Source organism: Roseobacter ponti (assembly GCF_012932215.1).
GTDB classification, from domain to species: Bacteria; Pseudomonadota; Alphaproteobacteria; order Rhodobacterales; family Rhodobacteraceae; genus Roseobacter; species Roseobacter ponti.
In genome coordinates this window covers 281,220-307,454 of sequence record NZ_CP048788.1, presented here as the reverse complement: position 1 = coordinate 307,454, position 26,235 = coordinate 281,220, and the positions used below count along the sequence as shown (strand labels likewise).

The window sequence follows — 26,235 nt, the reverse complement described above, 5'->3', positions numbered from 1 at the left end:
AGCTGATTATTACAGAAATTGTTACGGTTCGCGACGCGCAGGTAAGGCCTGCGTGAGGGCGGTAGGCGCGCGTCGCCGCAGCCGTCATATCGGTGTCAGAACAATGCATATAGCCAAAAAGGAGAGACTGATATGACTGACACCACTGATCTGAAACGCACGGCCCTCACCATTCTGACCGCGGGGGCATTCGCCACCATTGCCTTTGATGCCTTCGGGCAGGCCCTCAGCCCGCTTGCAGGATACGCTAAACTCGCGCCTGTGGGTCTCGCCGGCGGCACGCTCAAGGCCGTTTTCGGTTCAAACCCCGCCGGTGCCGCACATTTGCTGCACACGCTGACCGGACTGATCTTTTATGTGCTTGGATATTATCTGGTTGCCCGCCCGGTGCAGCGCGCCGTGCTGCCAAACCTGCACTGGAGCGTGACAGCCGCCGTCTATGGCGTCGCCCTCTGGGTCTTTGCGCTTTATGGCATGGCACATCTGGTGGTCGGCATGAAACCTTTCCTCGGGTTCACAGGCATCACCTGGGTCGCACTCTGGGGGCACGTGCTTTATGCTCTTGTGGCGGCCGCGATCCTGGAGACACGCGGCGAAGTCTTTGACCTGCCCGGCCGCCGCGCTGTCGCAGCAGCCTGACAGCAGACTTCCCCGCAGTAGCAAAGCCGTCCTTTCCGAAGGGCGGCTTTTCTGCCAGGGTGACCACACGCAGAGGTTACGCCGGACCGGCCCATGTTCGTTCGCATTCACAACACAGACACGACGCGCTCCGAAGCTGAGTATTCCGACTGCGGGGCCTATCGTTATTGCCTGAGCCGCGTCTGGGACCCGGAAGCGGAACGGCTGAATTTTATCATGCTCAATCCGTCTGTTGCCGATGAGGTGCAGAACGACCCGACCGTGGCCCGCTGCGAAGCACGCGCACGCGCGCTCGGATACGGCGCTTTCAGCGTGACGAACATTTTTGCCTGGCGCGACACCGACCCATTTGGCATGCGCAAAGCGCCCACGCCGGTGGGCGAGGATAATGACGCGGTCCTGCTGCGCGCTGCAGCCCGGGCGGACCGGGTGATCGCCGCCTGGGGCGTGCATGGCGCGCATCGCAACCGCGGTCCCCTCGTGGCGCGTATGCTCGCCGGTGCGGGAACCGCCCTCTGGCATCTCGGACTGACAAAGGACGGGCATCCGAGGCATCCGCTCTATCTGCCCTATGCCCGCAGACCCGAGCGATGGGATCCGGTTGCCACCGGTTAACCGAAGAGTAGGAATTCGCCGTTAAGACTGCCTGTGGTGCCGGATCCGTCCGGGGGTATTGAGCATGAGGTGAACCTGCAATGATGTGGTTGATGGGCCTTGCCGGACTGGTGGGCGCGGGTGCCGCGTCATTCGTCGTCACCAAAACTGATATCGAAACCGATGAAGACACGTCATCCCCTGAAAACGAAACAGACGATTTCTCCGACCTGAACGACGGCAATATACTCGATACCATCGACGGGCTTTGGAACGGAGCGGAAACGGAAGATGCCGCTCAGGCGTATGACGAGAGCGACGACTACCTTTATGATATGTTTGAAGAACCTCTGCCGGATACAGGTGCGGTTTTCGCGCAAGAAACCGCGGCAGGTCGCGAATGGATGTCCACCTGGCCCGCAGATGAGGGTCCGGAGCCTGATCTTCCGGAACCGGTTGAAGGTATTGCAGATTTCGCCGATGCCCCCGCCCCTGAGGCACAACCTTCCGTAAAACTTGGCGACTGGATCATGCAGGGCACACCGTCCGAGCCGCTCGATTACACGCCCGGGTCCGACAGCCTGGTGGTGGTCTGGGACGACCTGGCCGACAGCGCGGGTGAACCCCGGGTTGGTGTTGCGCCTGATCCCTATGACCCCGAAGTGATGCATGTCACAATGAACGGCTCAAGCGTTGCGGAAATCTATGGCGAGCCGGCACTGGAGGCACAGGACCTGACCGTGATACCACTGAGCTCCGCGATGATCGCGGGTCTCGCACCGGCCTGACGCCGGCCCCCGCTGCGACACATGCGATTCAGCGTTTGCCATTTCTCTCAGAGCTGACTATACGCGCCCATCGCTGTCGGGAATCCTTTTGCCGGCAGAATCTCCACGGGCCTGAGCTGGACGACATCCCGGCCTGCGCCATTCCTGAAACTCTTTTTGAAAGGGGACCCCGATGTCGATTACCGCAGAAGACAAGTCGCGCATTATGAAAGATTTCGCCACCAAAGAAGGCGATACCGGTTCGCCCGAAGTACAGGTTGCAATCCTGAGCTCGCGCATCGCTACACTTACCGAGCATTTCAAGACACACAAAAAAGACAACCACGGCCGCCGTGGTCTGCTCAAGATGGTGGCAACACGCCGCAAGCTCCTCGACTATGTCAAAGGCAAAGACGAGAGCCGCTATCAGGATCTGATCAAGCGCCTCGGTCTGCGCAGATAAGCGCGGCACCGGCTGCCCACCAGGCCGCCGCACCGACAACAAAAGGGGCCGTTATCGCTCCCGACTGAACCGCGCCCCGGGGGCGCGGTTTTTCTTTGACCACAGAGGTCTTTACCCCGCTGTCCCAGCCCATAGTATGCGCCCATGCTGACATTCGCTGCTGCCGTCTTTTTCCTGATTATCACGCCGGGCCCGGGTGTTTTATCAACCGCCGGTGTGGGCGCTGCATTCGGGGCTGCCGCCGGCACCCGCTATGTCGCGGGGCTTTTTGTCGGTACTAACCTCGTTTGTCTGGCTGTTGTCAGCGGCCTCACCGCGGCACTCCTGGCCGATGACCGGCTGCGCACGCTGCTGTTTATTGCTTCGGTCAGCTATCTGGCCTGGCTGGCCTTCCGAATCGCTTTTGCCGGCAGCAGGATCGCCTTTATCGAACGGGCGAGCCCGCCGGGCATCGGCGGCGGCATTGTGCTGCAGGCGATCAATCCCAAAGCCTATGCCGTGAACACCGCGCTTTTCACCGGTTTCAGTTTCTGGCCCGGCAATTACGCTGCCGAAATTGCGCTGAAATTTCTCATCGTGAACGCCATCTGGATTCCAATTCACTTTGCCTGGCTCTGGTTGGGAATTTCCCTGCAACGCATGAACCTGCCTGAACGGGCCCAGCGTGCCATTAACATCGCAATGGCCCTGTCAATGATGATCGTCGTCGCCCTCGCGGCCTGGTCGCAGTCCTGATGTTGGACTCCGCCGGAGACAACGGTTAGAGATTTTCCGAAACAGATCCCGACCGGAATTTCATGCTCGTTCTCATTCAGATTGGTATTGGCGGCGCACTGCTGCTGGCCTGTGCGATGGTGCATATCCTGATCATTGCAAAAATGATCCGTCACCTGAAGGACGATGACCATTTCGGGCCCGACAAAAGCCGCACACATCAGATTATGACGGTCTGTTTCCTGTTTCTCGGGGCCATCATTTCGCACACGCTGCAGATCTATATCAGCGCGCTGTCACTCTGGCTGATCGGCGCACTGCCGGGCTATGAAGAACCGATTTATTTCGCTCTCGCCACCTACCAGACGCTGGGATACGGCGATGTGGTGCTCACCGAACAGTTCCGGATCCTCGGCGCCATGATCTCAGTCACCGGAATCCTGATGTTCGGCATGACGACGGCGTTTCTGGTCGGCATTTTCGCACGCGTTCTCGACGACGACGCCCGCTGACCGCAGGGCGTCAGCCGGCGGCGAGCGCCTCTATGACGGGCACGAAATCAGCAGCTTTCAGCGATGCACCGCCGACAAGGCCGCCATCGACATCATCCAGAGCGAAAATCCCGACCGCGTTCGCCGCCTTGACCGATCCGCCATAAAGCACCGAAAGGGTCTCTCCCCCGTGCACATGAGCCCCGAGAGCGGCCCGCACTTCCGCATGCACTGACTGAATTTCCGGGACTTCAGGCGTCAGTCCGGTACCGATTGCCCAGACCGGCTCATAGGCGATGACCGTATTGCCAGGCGTCGCCCCCTGCGGCACAGACCCCTCAATCTGGCCCCGCAACACATCAAGGGTTTCGCCGGCACGGTACTGTGCTTCGGTCTCGCCGATACAGATCACAGCCGTCAGCCCGGCGGCCCATGCCGCTTCGGCCTGTGCGCAGATATCCGCATCGCTCTCCCCGTGATCCGTGCGGCGCTCAGAATGGCCCACGATGACATACGTCGCCCCGGCATCGACCAGCATCTGCCCGGAGATATCCCCGGTATGCGCACCGGATGTCGCCGCGTGCAGGGTCTGCCCCCCCAGCGAAACCCCGTAGCCGCGCGCCCGGTCGATCAGCGTGGCCGGCAGGCACAGCAGCGTTACGACCTCAGACGTCCGGGCGCCGGTCGCCGCAATCGCCTCAACCTCGGCCAGATCAGCGGCAGTACCGTTCATTTTCCAGTTTCCGGCGGCAATTCTGGTGCGTGTCGTCATGGGAACTCCTCGTGTCACTCAATCCGTTTCGCGCCGTCTATCAAAAACGGGCGGGAAACGCACGTGGCCGGCATGACATTCCGGCCGCGTGCTCCGCGAAACAGAGGATCAGCCTGTGTGATGGGTCTCCGGTATGCCATAAACCGGGGTGTCCAGCCCCTCCATGCGTGCTTTGAGCTGCAGCGACAGGAACTGCGAATAATGCCGCGACTGGTGCAGGTTGCCACCGTGAAACCACAGCCCTTCCTGCTGCGTCGGCTTCCACATATTTCGCTGCTCGCCAACCCAGGGGCCCGGGTCCTTGGGCGTATCCGACCCCAGCCCCCAGCATTTGCCCACCTTATCGGCCACGTCCTGCCCGATCAGATCCGCAGCCCAGCCGTTCATCGAGCCATAGCCCGTTGCATAGACAATCAGATCGGCCTCAAGCTTTGTGCCGTCATCCAGGACCATACCGTCCTCAACGATCTCGGTTACCTGGCCATGCGCCAGTTTAATCTCGCCGTCGATGATCAGCTGACTGGCACCGATGTCGATGTAGTACCCTGACCCGCGGCGCAGATATTTCATAAATAGACCGGAATCGTCCGCCCCCCAGTCAAGCCGGAAACCCGCCTTTTCCAGACCGTCATAGAACGCCTGATCCTGCTCCTTGATGGCGGCATAAACAGGTTTCTGGAAATCAGCGAGAATAGCGTAAGGGACTGATGCAAATGTCAGATCCGCTTTCTGCGTAGTCATTCCATCGGCCACCGCCTGCTCGGAATAAAGCGCGCTCAGACCGATATCCATCAGCGAATCCGATTTGACGATATGGGTCGTCGAGCGTTGTACCATCGTCACATCGACGTCGTTTTCCCACAGCGCGGCACAGATATCATGCGCCGAATTGTTCGAGCCCACGACCACCGCCTTTTTGCCCTTATAGGCATCCGGTCCGGGGTGCTTTGAGGAATGGTGCTGATCGCCTTTGAATGTCGCCATTCCGGGAAACTCCGGCACATTTGCCTTGCCCGACATGCCGGTGGCCAGAACCAGCTCCTCTGGTTTCAGCGTGACCTCTTCGCCGTCACGATCGACGACAATAGTCCATTCCTTTCGCGCCGCGTCGTATTCCGCGGATTTGCAGGTACTGCGGGTCCAGTAATTCAGCTCCATGATCTTGGTGTACATCTCCAGCCAGTCGCCGATTTTATCCTTTGGCGAAAAAACCGGCCAGTTGGGCGGGAACGGCAGGTAAGGCAGGTGGTCGTACCAGACCGGATCATGCAGGCAGAGCGATTTATACCGGTTGCGCCAGCTGTCGCCGGGTCGGTCGTTTTTCTCGATAATGATCGTCGGCACGCCGAGCTGGCGCAGCCGCGCCCCCAGCGCAATCCCGCCCTGACCACCGCCCACAATCACCGTATGCGGCTGCCGGGTATATCCAAGCTCGGCCTCTTCCGCCTCGCGTTCTTCTTTCCAGGTCGTCCGGTTCTTGCCCGCACCGTGTTTGGCCCCCAGCGGCCGCTCGAACCCGAGCGGCTCTTCATGCCCTTTGAGTTCGGTCATCGAGGTCAGCAGCGTCCAGATTTTGCCGTCGCGCAACCGCGCCTGGCCGTAGCCGCGCGATACGTCGGTTTCAAAGGTGATCCAGGCGGTGGTCAGACCATCGGCATGGTCAACGAGCTCGTTCTCATCGGGCGCCCAGGCGGAAGGCTTCACATGGCTCAGCTGGCTTTCCAGCATCTCGCGCACGGAGTCCCTTCCCTCCATCGTTTTGATATTCCACGTGAAAGAGACGAGATCGCGCCAGTAACAGTCATCGGTGAAACAGGCCACTGCCTTGTCGATATCCCCTGCTGCCAGCGCCTCGCCGAACGCATCAAGCGTTGCGGTGACCTCATCAATATGGGTTGTATCAAGCATAGTTTCTCCTCCGTTAAACAGATCACGGGCGTTTATGGCTGCCCTTTCCGCGTCAATGATCAGACCGCTCTGCGGCGCGCCCGGACCCCTGCGGAGCCTCCTTCCGGGGCGCTGAACCAGCCCGCCTCAGGGGGCCGGCGACGCGCGGTCTGAAATCGCAGACTCCGACTGTGCCAGCGCAACGGGCAGTTGTGAAGTTTTAACTCACGCAGCATCCGGTCGCGCAGCCGTCCGGTTTATTGCCCCTAACTTCCCCTGCCCTATTTCCGGCCTATGGATAACCTGCCGCGCCTTGCTCTCTCTGTTCGCCAGCCGTGGGCCTGGGCGATAATCCACGGCGGCAAGGTCATCGAAAACCGCTCCATGGGAGCCATCCGGGCCGGGCGCATGACCACAGGCACCATCTGCATCCACGCCGCTTCGGGTATGAAAGAAGACGAATATCGCTGGGCACACTGGCGTCTTGCAAAGCACGGTGTAACCTGTCCGAGGCCCGAAGATCTGGTGCGCTCGGCGATCATCGGCACGGTAAAAGTCACTGAGATCATCACTGCCTCGGACAGCGAATGGTTCGGCGGAGCCGCAGGTCTGGTTCTGGCAGATCCGCGCCCGGTCGGCCCCGTCCCTGCCTCCGGCCAGCTGGGCTACTTTAAATGGCAGCCCGGCGGCACCATTGCACCGCCAAAGCCCTGGATGAAACGCTTTGATATCAACCGCGGCGACACCCGCACTCTGCCGCTTTTTCCCGACGCGGAACCCTCATATAAAACCCCGCCTGCAAAGCCCGTGCGCAAGGGCTGACCGCGTCAAAGCATCCCTTTCCAAAGGGCCGTTTCTCGTGTACGTACGCGCAATCTGAAAGCCGGCGCCCGGACCTCAGCGCCGCCAAAAGAAGATACCGGGGTCAGGGGGAATTCGCCCCCTATGCAATGGCCAATGGGCCAAAACAGGAAACACAGATGTTCAACGAAGTGAAAAAATCCATGCAGTGGGGCGAAGAAACGCTCACACTGGAAACAGGAAAAGTGGCCCGTCAGGCGGACGGGTCGGTGATTGCAACGCTTGGCGAAACCAGCGTTATGGCAAACGTCACCTTTGCCAAGAAACAAAAACCCGGTCAGGATTTCTTTCCGCTGACCGTGCACTATCAGGAAAAATATTACGCCGCCGGCAAAGTGCCTGGCGGTTTTTTCAAGCGTGAAGCACGCCCGACCGAGAAAGAGACGCTGACCGCGCGTCTGATTGACCGGCCGCTGCGTCCGCTCTTTGTCCCCGGCTTCAAAAACGAAGTTCTGGTGATGTGTACCGTTCTCTCACACGACCTGGTCAACGATCCGGACATGGTTGCGATGATTGCGGCTTCTGCCGCGCTGACCATCTCGGGCGCGCCATTCATGGGCCCGATCGGCGGTTGCCGCGTTGGTTTCGAGGATGGCGAATACATCCTGAACCCGACTGTGGACGACATGCAGGACCTGCGCCTGAACCCCGAGCAGCGCCTTGATCTGGTTGTCGCCGGCACCAAAGACGCCGTGATGATGGTCGAATCCGAAGCCTATGAGCTGACCGAAGAAGAGATGCTGGGTGCGGTGAAGTTCGCCCACGAGCAGATCCAGCCGGTTGTCGATCTGATTATCGGTCTGGCTGAAGACGCGGCGAAAGAGCCGTTTGATTTCCAGCCCGCTGATTATTCGGAACTTGCGGCTAAAGTCAGACTTGAGGGTGAGGCAGCCATGCGCGCGGCCTTTGCACTCACAGACAAGCAGGAACGGACTGCCGCCGTCAGCAAGGCACGCGACGAGATCCTCTCGAAGCTGTCCGAAGAAGAGCAGGCCGACCCGAACCTCGGCTCCGCGATGAAGGGCCTTGAAGCCTCCATCCTGCGCGGTGACGTCGTGAAGACCGGCAAGCGTATTGACGGCCGCGCGACTGATGAAATCCGCGATATCGTTTGTGAAACGGGCCTGCTGCCCCGGACACATGGCTCTGCCCTCTTCACCCGCGGTGAGACACAGGGCCTCGTCGTGACCACGCTGGGCACCGGCGACGATGAGCAGTTCATCGACGCGCTGCACGGCAACTTCAAATCCAACTTCCTGCTGCACTATAACTTCCCGCCCTACTCTGTCGGTGAAGCTGGTCGCGTGGGCCCTCCGGGTCGTCGCGAAATCGGCCACGGCAAACTGGCGTGGCGTGCGCTGCAGGCGGTTCTGCCGGCATCGACAGACTTCCCCTACACAATCCGCGTGGTCTCCGAGATCACCGAATCCAACGGCTCCTCGTCGATGGCATCGGTCTGCGGCGGGTCGCTCAGCATGATGGACGCGGGCGTGCCGCTGAAATCCGCGGTCGCCGGTGTTGCGATGGGTCTGATCCTTGAGGATGACGGCGAATACGCGATCCTGTCGGACATCCTCGGCGACGAAGATCACCTCGGGGACATGGACTTCAAAGTGGCGGGCACCGAAGCCGGTATCACGTCACTGCAGATGGACATCAAGATCGCAGGCATCACGCCCGAGATCATGGAAAAAGCTCTGGCACAGGCCAAAGCGGGCCGTCTGCACATCCTTGGCGAGATGAACAAAGCGCTGACCGGTGCTGCGGACTTCTCGATCCACGCGCCGCGCATTGAGACAATGCAGGTGCCGACCGACAAAATCCGCGAAGTCATCGGATCGGGCGGCAAAGTAATCCGCGAGATCGTCGAGGTTTCCGGCGCCAAGGTCGACATCAACGACGAAGGCATCATCAAGATCGCGAGCCCCAACGGCGACTCGATCAAGAAAGCCTATGACATGATCCACGCCATCGTGGCCGAGCCTGAAGAGGGCCAGGTTTATACCGGTACGGTTGTGAAGATCGTCGATTTCGGCGCCTTCGTGAACTTCTTTGGCAAGCGTGACGGTCTGGTGCATGTGTCTCAGATCGAGAACCGTCGCCTGAACCACCCCTCGGATGTGCTAAAAGAAGGCCAGGAAGTAAAAGTGAAGCTTCTGGGCTTTGACGATCGCGGCAAGGTGCGTCTGTCGATGAAAGTCGTCGATCAGGAGACCGGCGAAGAGATCAAAAAAGAAGAAGCGCCGGCCGACGAATAAGCCCGCACAGAACCACCGAAAGGCCTCGTTGGAAACAGCGGGGCCTTTTTCGTTGGATTGTTTCCAAAAACCCAAAATCTCAGGCGGAACATGGCCGCTATCACCCCTTACCCTGCGGTAATTTCCGTTGGGTAATGCTGCGTTGTTCCTTGCTGACCGGAACGGCACCGCTAGCTTCCCTGCAAATTGCGGCGCGCAGTCTGACGCCGCACAGCGACGTCCCGCGCAGTTCGCCGCTGAAACCCCGGGAGGAAACCATGCGTAAACTGTTACTTTCTGCGGCCTGTTTTGCCGCGCTCGGCACTGCGGCCCCTGCCGCCAGTGTTTTCGATGCCTTCACATCGTTTTATGCGACAGGCGACAGCCTCAGCGATGACGGCAAGCTTGGCGATGCGCTCAAAGCCCCCAGCGTTGACGGCCGCTTCTCCAATGGCCCCGTCTGGACAGAGATCATCGCAGAAAACTTCGCGGTAGATTTCAATTTCGCGCTCGGCGGTGCCACGGCGGGCGACATCAACGCAACCGACTACAGCGCCGGTGGTACGGTAACCGATCCTCAGCTTTCACAACTGGTTTCGCTGTCGACATTCGGAAATCAGGCACAGGTGCTGAGCGCATTTGCCGGCTCTTCCGGTGATAATCCGCTGGTTTCCGTGCTCTTCGGGGCGAACGACATTTTTCAGGGCCTCACAGCCGGCACTCTGACACCCGAAGGCGTCCGCGCGGTAGCAGCTTCCATTGCCGACGGCATCCGCGATATTCAGACGCTCGGTGGCGCGCAGTTTGATGATTTTGCTGTGGCAAACCTGCCGGATATCGGCGCGATCCCGGCCTTTAACCTGCCCGTACTGGCGGCGCAGGGCGAACTGGCCCTGCTGGATGCCACCGACGCGCCGGCCGATCAGGTCGCAGCCGCGCAGGAAGCGCTTAACTCAGCGCTGGCAAATCAGGCCGCCGCGAGCGCTCTCACCAGCATCTTCAACGGGGCGCTCTCGACTGAACTGGACGCGTTGCGCGCCGATGCTTCGGTTTATCTGATCGACCAGTTCACGTACTTTAATGATCTTCTGGCGGATCCGTCCCGCCTCGGGTTGCTCACTGGGACACTGCCCTGCACGTTCAATCTGCGCGCGGACCCTGCTGTGGGGGACTGCATCGTGGTCGGCGTAAACCCCGTCACCGGAGAGCCCCTTGTCGTGGAAGAAATCGCGGATCTTTTCCTCTTTATTGACCCGGTGCATCCCAACCGCATCGTTCAGGCTGATTTCGCAGAATTCGCAGCAGGTGAGATCGCACGGCAGTCTGTCTCACCCGTCCCGCTGCCGGCCGGAATGCCGCTGATGCTGGCCGGCCTTGCCGGGTTTGGCGTCATAGCCCGTCGCAGAAAGACGGCCCGCGCAGCGCCCTGATCGCAACCGCACCTGATGCTCCGGCGCTCAGCGCCGGAGTGTTTCGTCAGGCCGCGGCGTCAAATAGCGGTTCAAGATCTCCCCGCGCTTTTGCCTCTTCCAGCACCGTTTCAAGATCCTGCTCAAGACAGACGGCGAGTTCTGCAAAGCTGCTGATCTCAAAATACACCGGCTGCAGAATATCGATCCGGTAGGGGGTCCGCAGTACGGTCATCAGATCAAAGGGCACAACCCGCGCCGCCTCTGACATCGCATGCGCAAGCTCACCCGGGCTCGACATGATGCCGGCACCGAACGCCTTGCGCGCGCCCTGTTCTCGGATCAGGCCGAATTCGACGGTGAACCAGAAAAGCCGGAAAAGATGCGCAGAATGCTTTTGCCCAAGCGCCAGCGCCGCACGGCCGAACTCCTCGACAAACCGGCAGAAGTGCTCATTCGCCATCATCGGGCAATGGCCGAAGCATTCGTGAAAGATATCGGGCTCTTCAATATAGTCAAAATGCTCCGGACGCCGGATAAAATTCGCGACCGGAAAGCGACGGCGGCTAAGCAGCCTGGAAAATGCGTCCTGTGGAATGAGTGCGTCAACCGGCTCCGCACCGGCACCGGTGAGGTCAGAGAGCCGCCGGTCCACGTCTGCGACCTGAGGCACCGCATCGCCGAAGATGCCCAATGCTGCCCGCCCGTCGAGCCAGGCCGCACAGGCGTGATGACCGAGAGACGCCATCTGACGCGTGTAGAGCCGCTGCCAGACATCATTCTCTTTTGCTGTGTAGGAAAACCTGCCCGACGCATCCGGCGTCTTGGAGGTGTAATCTGCGCGCAGCGGCATTTTCTGATTCTCCTGAATGATCGGCCCCATAATCATCCGAAATCCGGGAGAAATTATTTCCTATTTCTGATATTTCGCTATATATTGATCATAATATTTCATATTGGATCTGATTGTGAAATTTAATACCTCCGACAGAAAGCTCCTGCGGGAATTGCAGCGCGATGGAAATCAGCCGCTTGCGCGCATCGCAAAGAACTGCGCGATGGCACAGAGCACCGTCTGGCGGAAAATTCAGGAGTTCGAGGCGCGCGGCACTATTCTGCGGCGGGTGGCGCTGCTCTCACCGGCGCAGCTTGACTGCAAACTCACCGTGCTGGCGGCCATCACCCTGACCGATCACTCGGAAAAAGTCGTGAGCGGGTTTGTCGAACTGGCCCGTCGTCATCCTGAGATTGTGGAATGTCTCTCGACATCGGGCGGATCGGATTACCGGCTCAAGATCCGCATCGGGGATGTGGAAGCCTACGAGGCCTTCCTCACACACGTGATGCTGCGCAGCCCTTTCGTGAAAGAGGTGCACAGCAGTTTTGTGCTGAAAGAGATCAAATCAACAACCGAGCTGCCGATCTGATCAGGCTGTTATCCCGGCGCTCTGGTCTTGCGCAGATAGGGCAGAACCGTCTCAAATTCACCGAATTTGGCTTTGGCATCGTCGTTGGAGACCGTGGGCGGAATAATAACATCCTCGCCAGGCACCCAGTTGGCGGGTGTCGCCACACCATGCCCCAGAGACATCTGCAACCCGTCGAGCGCACGCAGCACTTCAGCAAAATTGCGCCCTACTGTCATCGGATATGTCATTGACAGCTTGAGCTGTTTATCCGGTCCGATGATAAAAACCGAACGCACCGTGGCACTGTCAGCCGGGGTGCGCCCGTCGGGCAGATAGGCCTCGGCGGGCAGCATGTCGAAGGCTTTGGAGACGGCAAGGCCTTCATCCGCGATAATCGGAAAGCCCGCCTTTGCGCCGCCGACCTTTTCGATATCGCCTTTCCACTTTTTGTGGTCCTCAACACCATCCACCGAGACGCCGATCACCCTGGTGCCGCGTTTCGCCCATTCGTCAGACAGCTGTGCGACAGCGCCGAATTCCGTGGTGCACACGGGTGTAAAATCCTTGGGGTGAGAAAACAGAATGGCCCAGCTGTCGCCGATCCAGTCGTGAAATGAAATCGTTCCCTGATCGGTTTCTGCGGTAAAATCCGGAACCGTGTCGTTGATGCGCAAGCTCATGCTGTCCTCCTGTGGGAATCCTGTTCTTGGGCAATTCTAAACCTTAACGGGCCTGCTTTCATCCCCTCTCTTGTACGTGCCCCGCCGGAGTGACAGAGTGCCGCCGAACACGCCCGCGTGGCGTCTGAATAAGGGAGAGTCCTGTGTCGGATCATAAGAAATTTTACATCAACGGTCAGTGGGTCGCGCCCGCCAAAACGCGCGATTTCCCGGTGATCGACCCGTCCACCGAAGAAGAATGCGCCATAATATCGCTGGGCGATCAGACGGACACAGATGCCGCTGTCGCTGCCGCACGTGCCGCGTTTCCTGCCTGGTCGCAGACCTCCAAAGAGGCGCGCGCAGGCCTCATTGAGCGCCTGCTCGAGATCTATAATGACCGGGCCGAGGAAATGGCGCAGGCGATGTCCAAAGAGATGGGCGCGCCGATTGAGCTCAGCCGCCAGCAACAGGTCGGCGCCGGCTCCTGGCATATCAACGGCTTTCTCAAAGCGTTCAAAGATTTCAGCTTTGAACGCGATTTTACCAGTACGGAAAAGACGCTTCTGGAGCCCATCGGGGTCTGCGCGCTGATCACGCCTTGGAACTGGCCGATGAACCAGATTATCCTCAAAACCATCCCGGCGCTTGCGACCGGGTGCACGATGATCCTTAAACCCTCCGAAATCGCGCCGCTCTCCGGTTTGCTCTTTGCCGAATTCGTCGACCAGGCAGGCTTTCCACCGGGTGTTTTCAACCTGGTGAACGGTGACGGTACCGGCGTCGGCAGCCAGCTGTCGTCGCATCCGGATGTGGATATGGTCAGCTTTACCGGCTCCACCCGCGCGGGCATCGCCATCTCAAAGGCCGCCGCCGACACACTGAAGCGTGTCAGCCTGGAGCTGGGCGGCAAAGGCGCCAATATCATCTTTGAGGATGCCGACCCCAAAGCCGCCAAACAGGGGGCGATCCGCTGTTTCCGCAATTCCGGACAGTCCTGTAACGCGCCCACACGGATGCTGGTGCATAAATCGCGCTATGACGAAGCGGTGGAGATGGCCGCGGATGTGGCGAAGAACACGCATGTGGGCCCGGCTTCCGAAGAAGGGCGTCATATCGGCCCTGTAGTCTCCGAGGTGCAGTTCGATAAAATTCAGAAGCTCATCGAGGTGGGCATGGGCGAGGCGCGTCTGGTTGCCGGTGGCACCGGGCGGCCGGATGGCCTGAACCGCGGCTACTATGTGAAGCCCACGGTTTTTGCCGATGTAACCAATGATATGACCATCGCGCGCGAAGAGATCTTCGGCCCGGTGCTGTCCATCATTCCGTTTGAGACCGAGGAAGAGGCGGTATCGATCGCCAATGATACGCCTTACGGACTGACCAACTATGTCCAGACCGAAGACGATGAAAAACGCCGCCGTGTCGCGCGCCTGCTGCGCTCGGGGATGGTTGAAACCAATGGTCAGGGCTTTGCGATGGGCTCGCCTTTTGGCGGCTACAAGCAGTCGGGCAACGGTCGCGAAGGCGGCGTCTTTGGTCTTGATGAGTTCCTTGAGATCAAGGCCGTATCGGGCTGGGCCGCAGAGTAACCTGCTGCGACGCGAATGTTTCCGGGCCGCCTCTCATGAGGCGGCCCGAATTTTATTCTGCAGTGTGCAGTGATTCGCGCATCTGCATGAGATGTTCGTCCCAGCCCTTGTCGAGCGCCAGCGTAAGGCCAAAAGCGTCTTCTGTCGCAGCAAGGCCGGAGTGCTCCAGTCTGAGCTGCGTCCCGCCGGGAACTGTCTCAAGCCACCATGTCACCACACTCACCGCATCCCCCATCGGTTTGACGGTGAAGGTATATTCCAGATACTCCGGAGCGCGCGCCTCGGTGACCTCACCCCATATCAGCAGATCACCACTGGTCGTACCAAACATTTCCAGCTTTTGCCCGGTCACCAGCGGTGCCTTCGGCGCATGAAACCACTTTGCGAGATGCTCAGGCCGGGTGAGATAATCCCAGACCTGATCACGCGGTGCCTTCAGAAAGATTGCCTTTTTCAGAATGCGTCCGGTCATTGTGTGTCCCTTTCAATTGCGTCTTTGAGTGCCGTCAGGCGGTCGTTCCAGAACCCGTCGAAGTGCGAAAACCAGTCACTGACAGGTGCGATTCCCGCCGGATTGAGGCTGTTCACCCGTTCCCGTCCCCGGGTCGCCGTGTGAATGAGCCCGCCGTCAGAGAGCACGGTAAGGTGTTTTTTCACCGCAGCGCGCGTCATATCGAAGTTCTCAGCAACCTCTGCGATGGTCAGGTCCTGTCCGCGCAGCATCACCAGAATGTCCCGGCGGGTCGGATCGGCGAGAGCGCGGAAAACTGATTGCGATGGGGGTGTGTCCGGCATGAAGCCTCCTCTTAAGTGATACCATTTGGTATCTCTTTTATGAAACCAAACGGTATCATGTCAAGGGTGGCGCCTTTTCTGTTCCGGCCCGGGGGGGTCAGAAGGGTGCTCTGGTCCTTATTTTCATGGACCTTCCGCCCTGGGGGTGTTTGAACCGCAGCTCTTCACTGTGCAGCATCAGGCGCGGAAAAGCGCGTGCCGGCCCGGTGGCATAGAAGGGGTCGCCCAGAATCGGATGGCCAAGGCTGAGCATGTGCACACGCAGCTGGTGGCTGCGCCCTGTCCTTGGTTGCAGGCGCATGCGGGCGGTGTCGCCTTCGTCCTTCAGCACCCGCCAGGCGGTTTGCGCAGGCTTGCCGTTCTCAGGGTCGACCATCTGGCGCGGCCGGTTGGGCCAGTCCACGATAAGCGGCAGATCCACCTCGCCGGTCTTTTCGTCCGGCACGCCCCAGACCCGCGCGACGTAAGTTTTCTGCGTCATGCGCTTTTCGAACTGCAGCCCCAGGTGCCGCTGCGCATGGGGTGTGAGCGCAAAGATCATCACGCCCGACGTATCCCGATCCAGACGGTGTACCAGCAAAGCATCCGGAAAGGCGGCCTGGATGCGGGTGAGCAGACAGTCTGCAAGCTCCGGCCCCTTGCCCGGCACCGACAACAGGCCCGCAGGTTTGTCGACCAGCAGAACTTCAGCGTCTTCGTGCAGGATGACCAGCGGGTCCTGCGGCGGGCGGTATACGCTATCCATCCCGCCTCGTTGCAGAACAGCGCCCGGGTTTCAAGCAGTGCCGCGACCTCAGGCCTTCACCCGCTCCGATTTCGGGTCATACATCGGTTTCAGCGAGGCTTCGGCCTTCACCCGCGTGCCGGCTACGTCGATATGATACTCTGAGGCGAGGACATCTGCCGCCGCCTCGCCCGCACAGGGAACATAGCCCAGCCCCATCGCGCCACCGAGGCTGTGCCCGTAGGCACCTGACGACAGATAGCCCACGATCTCGCCATCACGGATCACCGGCTCGTTATGATAGAGCAGCGGCTCAGGATCGGTCAGGCGGAACTGCAGCAGGCGTTTTTCGAGGCCTGCATCCTTTTTCCGCAGGACGGCGTCACGCCCGATGAAATCCGGTTTGTCGGTTTTCACGGCAAACCCCAAACCGGCCTCCAGCACATGATCCTCACAGGTGATGTCATGCCCGAAATGCCGGAAGCCTTTCTCGATCCGCGCGCAATCCATCATATGCATGCCGCAGAACTTCAGATCCATCTCCTGGCCCGCTGCATGCAGCGCTTCAAAGGCGTGGGCGGCCATATCCGCACTGACATAAACCTCCCAGCCCAGCTCCCCCACATAGGTCACGCGGTGCACCCGTGCGAGGCCCATCCCGAGCTCGATCTCCTGCGCTGTGCCGAAGGGATTGGTCTCATTGGAGAAATCCGCAGGCGAGACCGCCTGCAGCAGTTTGCGCGCATTGGGGCCCATGACGGCGAGCACACCTTCTCCGGCGGTCACATCGGTGATCACCACATTGAAATCACCAACGTGCCGCATCATCCACGTCTGATCCGCCAGCCGCGTCGCCGCCGGGGTGACAACCAGATAGGCGGTTTCTGCCAGGCGCGTGACCGTGACATCCGCCTCAATCCCGCCGCGTACATTCAGAAACTGCGCATAAACAATTTTGCCGACCGGTACGTCATACTGCCCACCGCCGATATGGTTCATAAAGGCCGTGGCATCGCGCCCTTCCACCCGGATTTTGCCAAACGACGACATGTCATACATGCCGACGTTACCGCGGATCGCCTCAACCTCGGAGGCCACGTTGTCAAAGAAGTTCTGCCGCTTCCAGGAATATTCATACTCCGGCGTCTGACCGGGGGCCGCGAACCAGTTGGCGCGCTCCCATCCTGCAAGTTCCCCCATCACCGCACCCTCGTTCAGCAGGTGCTGATGGAAGGGTGTACGCCGAACGCCTCGCGCTGTCGCCTTCTGCCGGTAGGGATAGTGATCCGCGTAAAGCAGACCAAGCGTCTCTTTGGAGCGCTCGAAAAGATAAGTTTTATTGCCCTGAAAGGGCTGCATCCGGGTGATGTCCACATCGCCCAGATCAAAGGGTTTGTCCCCGGCTTCCATCCACTGCGCCAGCGCCATACCGGCCCCGCCCGCCGACTGGATGCCGATTGAATTGAACCCAGCGGCAACCCAGAAATTATCAAGCTCAGGTGCCAGCCCCAGATGATATGCATCGTCCGGCGTGAAGCTCTCCGGCCCGTTGAAAAACGTATGGATACCCGCCTCGGCCAGCATCGGCATCCGCTCCACCGCCGCCTCGAGGATGGGCTCAAAGTGGTCAAAGTCTTCCGGCAGCTGGTCAAACTCAAAATCCGGTGAGATGCCGTTCATCGCCCAGGGTTTGGCGTCAGGCTCAAAGGCCCCGAGCAGCATTTTGCCCGCGTCTTCTTTGTAATACGCGCATTCGTCCGGGACCCGCAGCACAGGCATCTGGCTCAGCCCGGCAATGGCTTCGGTGACGATATAAAAATGTTCGCAGGCATGCAGCGGCACATTCACACCGGCCATGCGTCCGACCTCATGGCCCCACATGCCGCCACAGTTCACAACCATATCAGCCGCGGTAAAGCCGGTCTCGCGGCCCTGCTCCCAGTCAACACCGGTCACCCGCCGGCCCTCCCGGCGAATGCCGGTTACGCGTGTGCGCTCCAGAACCTGCGCACCCTGCTGACGCGCTCCTTTTGCCAGCGCCAGGGCGATATTCGCAGGATCCCCCTGTCCGTCTTTTTCCAGATAGACACCACCCGTGACGCCCTCGATATTCAGGTGTGCGTAGCGGTCTTTCACCTCCGAAGGCGAGATTTCCTCAACCGCAACACCAAAGGCCCGCGCCATGGCCGCCTGGCGGTTGATCTCCTCCCGGCGCTCTTCAGTCAGCGCCACGGTGATAGAGCCCACACGTTTGAACCCGGTCGCAACTCCGGTTTCCTCTTCAAGGCTGCCGTAAAGCTCCTGGCTGTATTTCGCGAGCTTTGTCATATTGGCCGTCGCGCGCAGCTGTGCGATGAGCCCTGCTGCATGCCATGTGGTGCCGGAAGTCAGCTGTTTGCGTTCGAGCAGTACGACGTCTTTCCACCCCAGTTTTGTCAGGTGATAGGCGACCGAGCAGCCGATGACGCCGCCACCGATAATGACGACCCGGGCCTGAGAGGGAGGCTGTGCCATATGCGGGTTCCTTTAAACGATTGTGTGCCCGGCCGCTTTCAGCCGGTGTGCGATTTCGGCGATATGCGCGGGGCTGACCTCGCAGCACCCGCCAACGATTGTCGCGCCCTCGCCGACCCATTCCATAACGTAGCCGGCATAGGCGCGTGGCCCCATGTCCTTGCGCATTTCGAGTGAGTCGACGGTTGGTTTGTCTTTGAGAAAATCCTGCGTGATCTGCACAAACCCGTTGGCGTAGCCGCCATAGGGTTTGCCCGCCTGCGCCACCACTGGCAGGCCCCTCGTGATGGCCTCGGGTGCCGAGCAGTTGATCAACACCGCATCCGCCTCACCGGCCACTTCAAGCGCGTCCTCAAGCGGCTCGCCCGAGCGCAGCAGGGTCCCGTCACTGTCCGATACAGTCAGCGACATCCACACAGACAGCCCGGTTTCCCGCGCGCCCTTCAACGCATCCCGCGCCATCGCCACGGAAGCCACCGTCTCCAGCAGCAGAAAATCACAATGCGGGGCCAGCAGATGCGCCACTTCAGCAAAGAGCGGCACCGCCGTCCGGGATACGGGGTGAAGGTCAGGCCGGTAGCTCGCGCGGAGCGGGCCGATTGAGCCTGCAATACGTCCGCTGCCATGGGCGTCGCGGGCGGCTTTGGCCTCAGCAATCGCCAGCCCGTGCAGTTCAGCAAACCTGCCTTCCATACCGGTACCCGCGAGCCGGTCATGGTGCACGGCATAGCTGTTGGTTGTGGCCACGGTCGCCCCGGCGGCAAAATAATCCTCATGCACCTGCTGCACGAGGCCCGGGTGATCCGACATGACCTGGGTGGACCAGAGCGGCGTCGGCCTGTCGCCGGTGCGGTGCACCAGTTCCTGACCCATACCGCCGTCCAGAAGCGTGACCGCGGTCATGCACGGATCCGTTCATTTGCCGGATCCCAGAGCGGCTGATCCTCCTGCACCACCGCGCGGCACCGCTGGCCAAAGATCTCAACCTCAACTTCGGTGCCCGGCGCCGTGAGTTCCTTGCGCAGCATGCCCAGCGCCACAGATTTCCCGACCCGGTAGCCCCAGTCACCCGAGGTGGTTTCCCCCACGACTTTACCGTCATGGAAAAGCGGCGCCATATAGGGCGCGTCCTGATCGCCGGCATCGACCACCAGCGTCACGAACTGCTTTTTACTGCCCTGCTGCTTTTCATTGAGCAGCGCCTGCTTGCCCGGGAAATCCTGAGGTTTGTCAAAGCGGATGAAGCGCTCCATCCCCGCCTCCAGCAGCGAATAATCCGTGGAAAGATCCCCTTTCCAGGCGCGGTATCCCTTCTCGATCCGCATAGAATTGAGCGCATACATGCCGAAAGGAACCGCACCCGCCCCCAGCACCGCATCATAAAGCGCCGGAATATCCGCATTGGCCGCATGAATTTCCCAGCCGAGCTCTCCGGCAAAGGAAACCCGCGCCAGTGCGCACGCGATACCGGCAACGGTCGCAGGCTGCACCGAGAGCCAGCGCGCGCTCAGGTCGGCTTTGGTCCCGATATTTTCAAAGAGCGCCCGCGCCTCAGGTCCGGTGACGATCAGCGTGCTGTATTCCGTCGTGTGATCCGTCAGCGACAGCCCTTCGGGCAGGTTGCGACCCAGCACATCATAATCGTGCCACTGCGCTGTGGCCGCGGTGATCAGCGTGAATTCATCCTCGCCGTGCCGCATCACCGACATCTCCGTCAGCACACGGCCCCGGCTGTCCGGGAAGTAAGCAAGGTTCATGCGCCCGATCTGTGGCAATGCCCCCGCGATCAGACCGCGCAGGTATTCCGCCGCCCCGGCGCCTGAGAGATTGAAACGTGAGAACCCGGGCAGATCCAGAACGCCCACGCCATCGCGCACGGCCTCGACCTCTTCTTTCACGCGCGGCGCCCAGGGGCCGTTGCGGTCCCATGTGTGTGTCGCCTCTTCGGAAGTGTCATCGCCCGGTTTCGCAAACCAGTTGGCGCGCTCCCAGCCGTTATAGGCCCCCATCTGACCGCCAATTTCGCGGATTTTCGCATCTACGGGCGAGAGCTTCCTGTTGCGACCGGCGGGCCATTCATGATGCGGGAAGTGCATGGCGTATTCGTGGCCATAGGTTTCCAGCGCCTTTGACAGGCAATAGTCGTGATCTGTGTAATCTGTGTAGCGGCGCGGATCGCAGGCCCACATATCAAGCTCTGTCTCACCGTGCATGATCCATTCCGACAGAACCTTGCCCGCGCCGCCACCCTGGGCAATCCCGAAGGTAAAGGAATGCCCCTCAAAGGCGTTCTTCACGCCGGGCATCGGGCCGATCATCGGCAGACCGTCAGGCGCATAGGCGATAGGCCCGTTGATGTTACGTCCCAAACCGGCAGTGGCCAGCAGCGGCAGACGCGCCATGGCATCCTCGATGTAGTATTCCAGCCGTTCCAGATCATCCGGGTAAAGCTGGAAGCTGAAATCCTCGGGCATCGGATCGTCGGGCGTGATCCAGTGTGCTTTGCAGTTGCGCTCATAGGGGCCGAGGTTGAGGCCATTCTTCTCCTGGCGCAGGTAGTAGGAGACATCAACGTCGCGAAGCAGCGCGATCTTACGACCGTTCTCTTTGCTCCAGGATTCAAGCTCCGGCACCGGTTCAGTCAGGAAATACTGGTGCGACATCACCACCATCGGCACCGTCCGCCCGCCGAAGGGTTTGAACATTTCACCGATGCGCTGCGCGTAATAGCCCGCGCAGTTGACCACATATTCGCAACGGATATCGCCTTTTTCGGTCTTCACGATCCATTCGTCACCGTCGCGCTCCATCCCCGTTACCGGGCAGAAACGTTCAATCCGGCCACCTGCGTCGCGCGCACCCTTGGCCAGCGCCTGGGTCAGCTGTGCAGGGTCGATATCCCCGTCGAGCGGGTCCCACATGCCGCCTTCAAGATCGTGCGTTTCCATAAAGGGGTTGTACTGCAGCAGCTCTTCGGGCGTGCAGATGTCCATCTGCAGACCCTGATACCGGCCCATGCCCGCGACCCGTTCAAACTCCAGCATGCGCTCTTTGCTGTGCGCGAGCCGCACCGACCCGCTGACATGGTAGTTCATCGGATAGCCAACGTCCTCACCCAGCGTGCGGTACATCTCCGCCGAATAGCGCTGCATGTTCATCACCGCCCAGGAGCCGGCGAAATTCGGCACATTGCCGGCCGCGTGCCAGGTCGACCCTGCTGTCAGCTCGTTTTTCTCCAGCAGCACGCAGTCTTTCCAGCCTGCTTTGGCCAGATGATAGAGCGTCGAGGTGCCCACAACCCCGCCGCCGATGATGACGACCCGTGCCGTCGTTGGAAAATCTGCCATGTCCCGTGCTCCCTAAGTATCGTGCTGCGGAAGATCGTCCGCGATGTCGTAATAATCGCCCTTATCGGCGACAAATATGTGCTTTTCTATTTTCAGGCCTGAACCTGCGTCGAGCGTCCCAAGGCCAAAGCTGACCGAGCTTTCCGCATTGTGTTTCCAGAACAGAAAACTGCCACAGGTCGCGCAGAACCCGCGCTTTGCGAAATCGCTTGAGGCGTACCAGGTCACCGGGCCGCTGATGCGGATATCACTGTCTTCCGTAACCGCTGCGGCCCAGAAATTACCCGCCTGTCTGCGGCATTGCACGCAATGGCAGTGCGATATGCTGCGCACCGGGCCGGTGACCTCAAAGCTGATCGCACCGCAATTACAGGACCCTGTGATCATGACGTACGCTCCGGTGTGGCCGATGCGCCAAGCAGCAGGCCGTAAATGATAAAGCAGCCCGCCAGCACCCGGCGCACCCAGACGTTGAAGACCGCGCCGAGCGCTGCACGGCCCAGCCCTGCACCCAGAAGCGTGAACCCGGTATAGCTGATCGCGGTCAGCGTCAGAGCGGTGGGCACGATCACGACCATCTGCTCCATGACCGGCACGTCAGGCTGCACAAACTGGGAAAAGGCTGCGAGGTATCCCGCGACGCTTTTGGGATTGATCGTGGCGATGGCAAAAGCGCGAAGAAAAACCGAAGAGGCCGGACGATTCGCCAGCACGACAGGTTTGCGCGCATTCATCCAGCCGCGGATCCCCATCCAGATCAGGAATCCCGCGCCGACCAGCTTTGCCACAAAGAACCCTGTTGGCGAGGCCGCGATCAGGGCCGTCACACCGAGCGCCGAAAGCATCAGAAAGAGGCTCGCCTGCGTCAGGATCGCCAGAACCCCCGGCAGCGACCGACGCAGCCCGAGCGTCATGCCGTTGTTGATACAGTTCACCGCATTGGGCCCCGGCGTCGTTACAAAAACGATCCAGAACAGGGCGAATATGCTCCAGGCCTCGAAACTCATGTCAGTACACCGGCGGCGCGATGACCCAGATGGCCACGGCGGGTTCTGAGGAAGGATTGGACCAGCGGAAGGCCTCGCCACGGATGCGGAAACTGTCGCCGGCCTTTACCGAGTGTTCAGCCCCCGCGATCCACAGATCAAGCTGTCCCGAGACCATATACCCCACCTCCTGCGTCGGCCGCGTCACTGGTGTGGTGATACAGCTTTTCGGCTCAAACGTGGAATGCACCATCTCAAAGTCATCCGTCAGATCCGGGGAGAGCAACTCTTCGACGAGGCCTGCAATCTTTGATCCGATGGGCCGGCGAGCGTCCGAGCGCACGATATGGCCTGCCTCATGCGCCGGCGCCGCCGCGTGCCGGAACAGCATCGAGACCGGAACGTTCAGCACAGAGGCAATCTGGCGCAGATCGGTGATTGATGGTTCCGATTTATCCCGCTCGACCTGGCTCAGCCATCCGACGGACCGCCCCAGCACGCTTGAGAGATCACTCAGCGTCAGCCCGCGCGCCTTGCGCAGGGCGCGCAGGTCTGCACCGAGAGTGGCTGGCTGATCTGGCAGGCTGTGGCGCATCTCTTCCGTCGTGAAAAACTGGTCCCGTTTTTCACCTTGCGTGAGTTCGGTGAAAAAATCCAGAGAATTTTCACGGGCCGGCAACATTCATCCCAACGCCCTGTCCGTAACTCCGGTGCTCAGGCTCTGGCAAAAACCGATTTAAGGATATCCGCCAGTGCCGTGGCATCACGCTGCGAAAATGCATCTGCCTGGTCGCTGTCGATATCGAACACCGCGATCAGGTCTCCCGTCGCGTTCCGCACAGGCAGCACCAGCTCCGATCGCGTGGAACTGGCACAGGCGATGTGATCCGGGAAAGCTTCCACATCTGCCACAAGCTGCACCTCGCCGCTGCGCGCCGCCGCCCCGCAGACGCCGCGTGAAAACGGGATCACCAGACAGCCATGGCCACCCTGATAGGGGCCGATTTTCAGCAGTTCAGGCTCTGTTACGCGGTAAAACCCCGTCCAGTCAAAGCGCGTGTCAGCGTGATGCACCTCGCAGACCACTGTCGCCATAAGCGCCACCTCATCGGTTTCACCCCCGGTCAGGGCCGCGATTGTGCGCGCCAGATCGCCGTAATCAACCTGCATCCGAGCCCCCGTCAGTCGAGCTCGATGGCGATGGCCGTGCCTTCGCCACCACCGATACAGATCGCTGCAACACCGCGTTTCAGACCGCGTTTTTCCAGCGCATTCAGGAGCGTCACCATGATCCGCGCGCCAGAGGCGCCGATAGGATGCCCCAGCGCACAGGCGCCGCCGTTGACGTTGACGATCTCATGATCAAGGCTCATCTCGCGCATAAACGCGAGCGGCACCACCGCAAAAGCTTCATTTACCTCCCAGAGATCGACACTGGATTTGTCCCAGCCGATACGGTCCAGCAGCTTTTGGGCCGCCGGCACCGGCGCGGTGGTAAAAAGCCCCGGCGCCTGGGCGTGACTGGCATGACCGGTAATGCGGGCACGCCGGGTCAGACCCTGCGCTTTTGCCGCTTCTGCGGAGGCAAGTACCAGAGCCGCTGCACCATCTGAAATCGACGAAGAATTTGCCGCCGTCACCGTACCACCTTCGCGGAAGGCCGGTTTCAGATGCGGTATTTTTTCCGGTCTTGCCGAAGCCGGTTGTTCGTCACTGCGAACGGTAACAGAGCCTTTCCGGCCTGTGACATCTACCGGTGAAATCTCATCTGAAAAAGCACCCGAGCTCTCTGCCTCAAGTGCGCGCGACAATGACGCCAGAGCATAGGTGTCCTGTACGTCCCGCGTAAACTGATAGGTCTCAGCACAGTCTTCGGCAAAAGTGCCCATCAGGCGGCCCTTGTCATAGGCATCCTCCAGCCCGTCCAGAAACATATGGTCGACAACCTGACCGTGACCGAGGCGTGCACCACTGCGCATTTTCGGCAGCATGTAAGGCGCGTTGGTCATGCTCTCCATACCCCCGGCGACCATCACATCCGTCTGTCCCAGAGCAATCTGGTCAAACGCGATCATCGCGGCCTTCATGCCGGAGCCACACATTTTGTTGAGCGTCGTCGCAGGGACCTCTTCGCCAAGACCTGCATGAAATCCTGCCTGGCGGGCAGGTGCCTGACCCTGACCCGCGGGCAGGACACAGCCCATCAGTACCTCTTCGATCACGGCAGGACCGGCGCCTGCAAGTGCGGCGCGCATGGCAGCACCCCCCAGTTCAGCGGCACTCATCGATGCGAAATCGCCCTGAAATCCGCCCATCGGGGTGCGGGCAGCACCTGCGATCACAACCTCTGCCATGTCCTGTCCTCCTGAAGCACTTAAAGAGATTTGTAAGACTTACCCCTTAGAGAAGCGGGAAAACCAGTGTCCGGGATCATATAATGGAACTTTCCGCGAAAACAGAAGAGCAGTTGCGCATTGTATCAGTGCAGGATGCCCGGATCGACGCGGCCTGTGCCATCGAATTCAAGGACGCCATGCGCAGCGAAACGGATGGCGGTCCGGATGTGGTGGTGCTTGATCTCAGCCGGGTGGAATTCATTGATTCCAGCGGCCTTGGGGCGATTGTCGCTGCAATGAAACACATGGGGGCTGACCGGAAACTGGCTCTCGCCGGGCTCACGCCCAAAGTGGAGCGGGTGTTCCAGCTCACCCGCATGGATTCTGTTTTCAGCGTTTTTCCGACCCTCGACGGCGCGCTCGAGGAGCTTGGAAACTGATGAGCCGGAACGTACCGCCCCGGCCAGCGGGCGCGCAGACTTTGCCATCCTTTGAGGTATCTTTGCGGAGCAGCGATCTGGCTGTGCGCGAGGCCCTGGCGCGAATCCTTACAGAACTCGATCCGCTGAGCCTCGATATCGAGGAAACGGGCACGGTGGAACTTGTGCTGGCCGAAGTCCTGAACAATATCGTGGAACATGCCTATCCGGCTGAAACCGAAGGCGGTCCGATCAGAATTTTCTGCCAGCCGGCACAGGACGGGCTGCACGTGCGTATCACAGACTGCGGCGCCGCGATGCCCGAGGGACATCTTCCGCTTGGCAGAGCGGTTGAGGTAGACGTTGATTTCAGCGAACTGCCCGAAGGCGGGTTCGGCTGGTTCCTTATCCAGGATCTCGCAAAGGATGTGGAATATGTCCGCGTCGGTGCACAGAACCGCCTGAGCATGCGTCTGCCGGTGGGCATGCTGGTATAAACCGGTTCTTAATCCCTGTGACCCCGCGCCTTAATTATTCCGTGTAATTTCCTTAAACGGTCCAATTGAGATCATATTGCCGCCTTGTTCAAAAGGCATACCTGTCACTGTAGCTGCATATAG

The 26,235-nt window shown here is 60.1% G+C and carries 28 protein-coding genes; 13 read left to right on the top strand and 15 right to left on the bottom strand.

What is annotated here, in order from left to right; all coding sequences use genetic code 11:
* The first annotated feature begins 132 nt into the window (after positions 1-132).
* The 6 genes from G3256_RS01480 to G3256_RS01455 all read left to right on the top strand — a co-directional run bounded on the left by G3256_RS01480 (position 133) and on the right by G3256_RS01455 (position 3,689).
* Positions 133-639: a hypothetical protein gene (locus G3256_RS01480; protein WP_246227709.1), complete on the top strand. Its 507-nt coding sequence runs from the start codon at positions 133-135 to the stop codon at positions 637-639.
* A 93-nt stretch (positions 640-732) separates the two neighbouring features.
* Positions 733-1,254 (top strand): DUF1643 domain-containing protein, encoded by a 522-nt coding sequence (locus tag G3256_RS01475; RefSeq protein ID WP_169639156.1) that lies wholly within the window; start codon positions 733-735, stop codon positions 1,252-1,254.
* An 80-nt stretch (positions 1,255-1,334) separates the two neighbouring features.
* Positions 1,335-2,021 carry a hypothetical protein gene (locus G3256_RS01470; protein WP_169639155.1) on the top strand — a complete coding sequence of 229 codons (687 nt, stop codon included), beginning with the start codon at positions 1,335-1,337 and terminating at the stop codon, positions 2,019-2,021.
* A gap of 172 nt (positions 2,022-2,193) precedes the next feature.
* Positions 2,194-2,463 (top strand): 30S ribosomal protein S15, encoded by a 270-nt coding sequence (gene rpsO / locus G3256_RS01465; protein WP_169639154.1) that lies wholly within the window; start codon positions 2,194-2,196, stop codon positions 2,461-2,463.
* A 144-nt stretch (positions 2,464-2,607) separates the two neighbouring features.
* A complete protein-coding gene (locus G3256_RS01460; RefSeq protein ID WP_169639153.1) occupies positions 2,608-3,198 on the top strand; it encodes a LysE family translocator in 591 nt (196 codons plus the stop codon).
* 62 nt (positions 3,199-3,260) lie between these two features.
* Positions 3,261-3,689 (top strand): two pore domain potassium channel family protein, encoded by a 429-nt coding sequence (locus tag G3256_RS01455; protein WP_169639152.1) that lies wholly within the window; start codon positions 3,261-3,263, stop codon positions 3,687-3,689.
* A 10-nt stretch (positions 3,690-3,699) separates the two neighbouring features.
* Here the strand turns inward: G3256_RS01455 and tpiA are convergent, their stop codons facing one another.
* Together tpiA and G3256_RS01445 are read right to left on the bottom strand one after the other, a co-directional pair.
* A complete protein-coding gene (tpiA, locus tag G3256_RS01450) occupies positions 3,700-4,440 on the bottom strand; it encodes a triose-phosphate isomerase (RefSeq protein ID WP_169639151.1) in 741 nt (246 codons plus the stop codon).
* A gap of 108 nt (positions 4,441-4,548) precedes the next feature.
* Positions 4,549-6,348 (bottom strand): NAD(P)/FAD-dependent oxidoreductase, encoded by a 1,800-nt coding sequence (locus tag G3256_RS01445; RefSeq protein ID WP_169639150.1) that lies wholly within the window; start codon positions 6,346-6,348, stop codon positions 4,549-4,551.
* 273 nt (positions 6,349-6,621) lie between these two features.
* Here G3256_RS01445 and G3256_RS01440 point away from each other — a divergent pair, with 273 nt between their 5' ends.
* The 3 genes from G3256_RS01440 to G3256_RS01430 all read left to right on the top strand — a co-directional run bounded on the left by G3256_RS01440 (position 6,622) and on the right by G3256_RS01430 (position 10,855).
* On the top strand, positions 6,622-7,149 hold the full coding sequence (locus tag G3256_RS01440; RefSeq protein ID WP_169639149.1) for an ASCH domain-containing protein: 528 nt from the start codon (positions 6,622-6,624) through the stop codon (positions 7,147-7,149).
* 158 nt (positions 7,150-7,307) lie between these two features.
* Positions 7,308-9,446, top strand: a complete 2,139-nt coding sequence (pnp, locus tag G3256_RS01435) for a polyribonucleotide nucleotidyltransferase (protein WP_169639148.1) — start codon at positions 7,308-7,310, stop codon at positions 9,444-9,446.
* A 257-nt stretch (positions 9,447-9,703) separates the two neighbouring features.
* Positions 9,704-10,855, top strand: coding sequence for an SGNH/GDSL hydrolase family protein (locus tag G3256_RS01430; RefSeq protein ID WP_169639147.1), 1,152 nt, complete (start codon positions 9,704-9,706; stop codon positions 10,853-10,855).
* Between the two features lie 46 nt (positions 10,856-10,901).
* Here the strand turns inward: G3256_RS01430 and G3256_RS01425 are convergent, their stop codons facing one another.
* Positions 10,902-11,687 carry a phenylalanine 4-monooxygenase gene (locus G3256_RS01425; protein ID WP_169639146.1) on the bottom strand — a complete coding sequence of 262 codons (786 nt, stop codon included), beginning with the start codon at positions 11,685-11,687 and terminating at the stop codon, positions 10,902-10,904.
* A gap of 115 nt (positions 11,688-11,802) precedes the next feature.
* On the opposite strand from G3256_RS01425, the gene G3256_RS01420 reads away from it, so the two are divergent.
* A complete protein-coding gene (locus G3256_RS01420; RefSeq protein WP_169639145.1) occupies positions 11,803-12,261 on the top strand; it encodes an Lrp/AsnC family transcriptional regulator in 459 nt (152 codons plus the stop codon).
* A gap of 8 nt (positions 12,262-12,269) precedes the next feature.
* On the opposite strand, the gene G3256_RS01415 is transcribed toward G3256_RS01420, so the two are convergent.
* Positions 12,270-12,923: a peroxiredoxin gene (locus tag G3256_RS01415; RefSeq protein WP_169639144.1), complete on the bottom strand. Its 654-nt coding sequence runs from the start codon at positions 12,921-12,923 to the stop codon at positions 12,270-12,272.
* A 143-nt stretch (positions 12,924-13,066) separates the two neighbouring features.
* Between G3256_RS01415 and G3256_RS01410 the strand changes: the two genes are divergently transcribed.
* Positions 13,067-14,494, top strand: coding sequence for an aldehyde dehydrogenase family protein (locus G3256_RS01410; RefSeq protein WP_169639143.1), 1,428 nt, complete (start codon positions 13,067-13,069; stop codon positions 14,492-14,494).
* A 52-nt stretch (positions 14,495-14,546) separates the two neighbouring features.
* Here the strand turns inward: G3256_RS01410 and G3256_RS01405 are convergent, their stop codons facing one another.
* From G3256_RS01405 to G3256_RS01355, 11 genes are all read right to left on the bottom strand, one after another.
* On the bottom strand, positions 14,547-14,966 hold the full coding sequence (locus G3256_RS01405; protein WP_169639142.1) for an SRPBCC family protein: 420 nt from the start codon (positions 14,964-14,966) through the stop codon (positions 14,547-14,549).
* Entirely contained in the window at positions 14,963-15,289 is a 327-nt protein-coding gene (locus tag G3256_RS01400) for an ArsR/SmtB family transcription factor (protein WP_169639141.1), read from the bottom strand. Before G3256_RS01400 ends, G3256_RS01405 begins: the two co-directional genes overlap by 4 nt.
* Positions 15,290-15,386: 97 nt before the next feature.
* A complete protein-coding gene (locus G3256_RS01395; protein ID WP_169639140.1) occupies positions 15,387-16,034 on the bottom strand; it encodes an RluA family pseudouridine synthase in 648 nt (215 codons plus the stop codon).
* Between the two features lie 48 nt (positions 16,035-16,082).
* Positions 16,083-18,527, bottom strand: a complete 2,445-nt coding sequence (locus G3256_RS01390; protein ID WP_169639139.1) for a GcvT family protein — start codon at positions 18,525-18,527, stop codon at positions 16,083-16,085.
* Positions 18,528-18,539: 12 nt separating this feature from the next.
* Positions 18,540-19,430, bottom strand: a complete 891-nt coding sequence (locus G3256_RS01385) for a homocysteine S-methyltransferase family protein (protein ID WP_169639138.1) — start codon at positions 19,428-19,430, stop codon at positions 18,540-18,542.
* Positions 19,427-21,874, bottom strand: coding sequence for a GcvT family protein (locus G3256_RS01380; RefSeq protein ID WP_169639137.1), 2,448 nt, complete (start codon positions 21,872-21,874; stop codon positions 19,427-19,429). Before G3256_RS01380 ends, G3256_RS01385 begins: the two co-directional genes overlap by 4 nt.
* Positions 21,875-21,886: 12 nt before the next feature.
* Positions 21,887-22,261 carry a GFA family protein gene (locus G3256_RS01375; protein WP_169639136.1) on the bottom strand — a complete coding sequence of 125 codons (375 nt, stop codon included), beginning with the start codon at positions 22,259-22,261 and terminating at the stop codon, positions 21,887-21,889.
* Positions 22,258-22,881 (bottom strand): LysE family translocator, encoded by a 624-nt coding sequence (locus G3256_RS01370; RefSeq protein ID WP_169639135.1) that lies wholly within the window; start codon positions 22,879-22,881, stop codon positions 22,258-22,260. Before G3256_RS01370 ends, G3256_RS01375 begins: the two co-directional genes overlap by 4 nt.
* Position 22,882: 1 nt before the next feature.
* A complete protein-coding gene (locus G3256_RS01365) occupies positions 22,883-23,455 on the bottom strand; it encodes a helix-turn-helix domain-containing protein (protein ID WP_169642276.1) in 573 nt (190 codons plus the stop codon).
* Positions 23,456-23,574: 119 nt separating this feature from the next.
* Positions 23,575-24,030 (bottom strand): GAF domain-containing protein, encoded by a 456-nt coding sequence (locus tag G3256_RS01360; RefSeq protein WP_169639134.1) that lies wholly within the window; start codon positions 24,028-24,030, stop codon positions 23,575-23,577.
* A gap of 11 nt (positions 24,031-24,041) precedes the next feature.
* Positions 24,042-25,214: an acetyl-CoA C-acyltransferase gene (locus tag G3256_RS01355; protein ID WP_169639133.1), complete on the bottom strand. Its 1,173-nt coding sequence runs from the start codon at positions 25,212-25,214 to the stop codon at positions 24,042-24,044.
* An 83-nt stretch (positions 25,215-25,297) separates the two neighbouring features.
* On the opposite strand from G3256_RS01355, the gene G3256_RS01350 reads away from it, so the two are divergent.
* A complete protein-coding gene (locus G3256_RS01350; RefSeq protein ID WP_169639132.1) occupies positions 25,298-25,636 on the top strand; it encodes an STAS domain-containing protein in 339 nt (112 codons plus the stop codon).
* Positions 25,636-26,112 (top strand): ATP-binding protein, encoded by a 477-nt coding sequence (locus G3256_RS01345; protein WP_169639131.1) that lies wholly within the window; start codon positions 25,636-25,638, stop codon positions 26,110-26,112. The genes G3256_RS01350 and G3256_RS01345 overlap by 1 nt, the downstream gene beginning before the upstream one ends.
* The last annotated feature ends 123 nt before the right edge of the window (positions 26,113-26,235 follow it).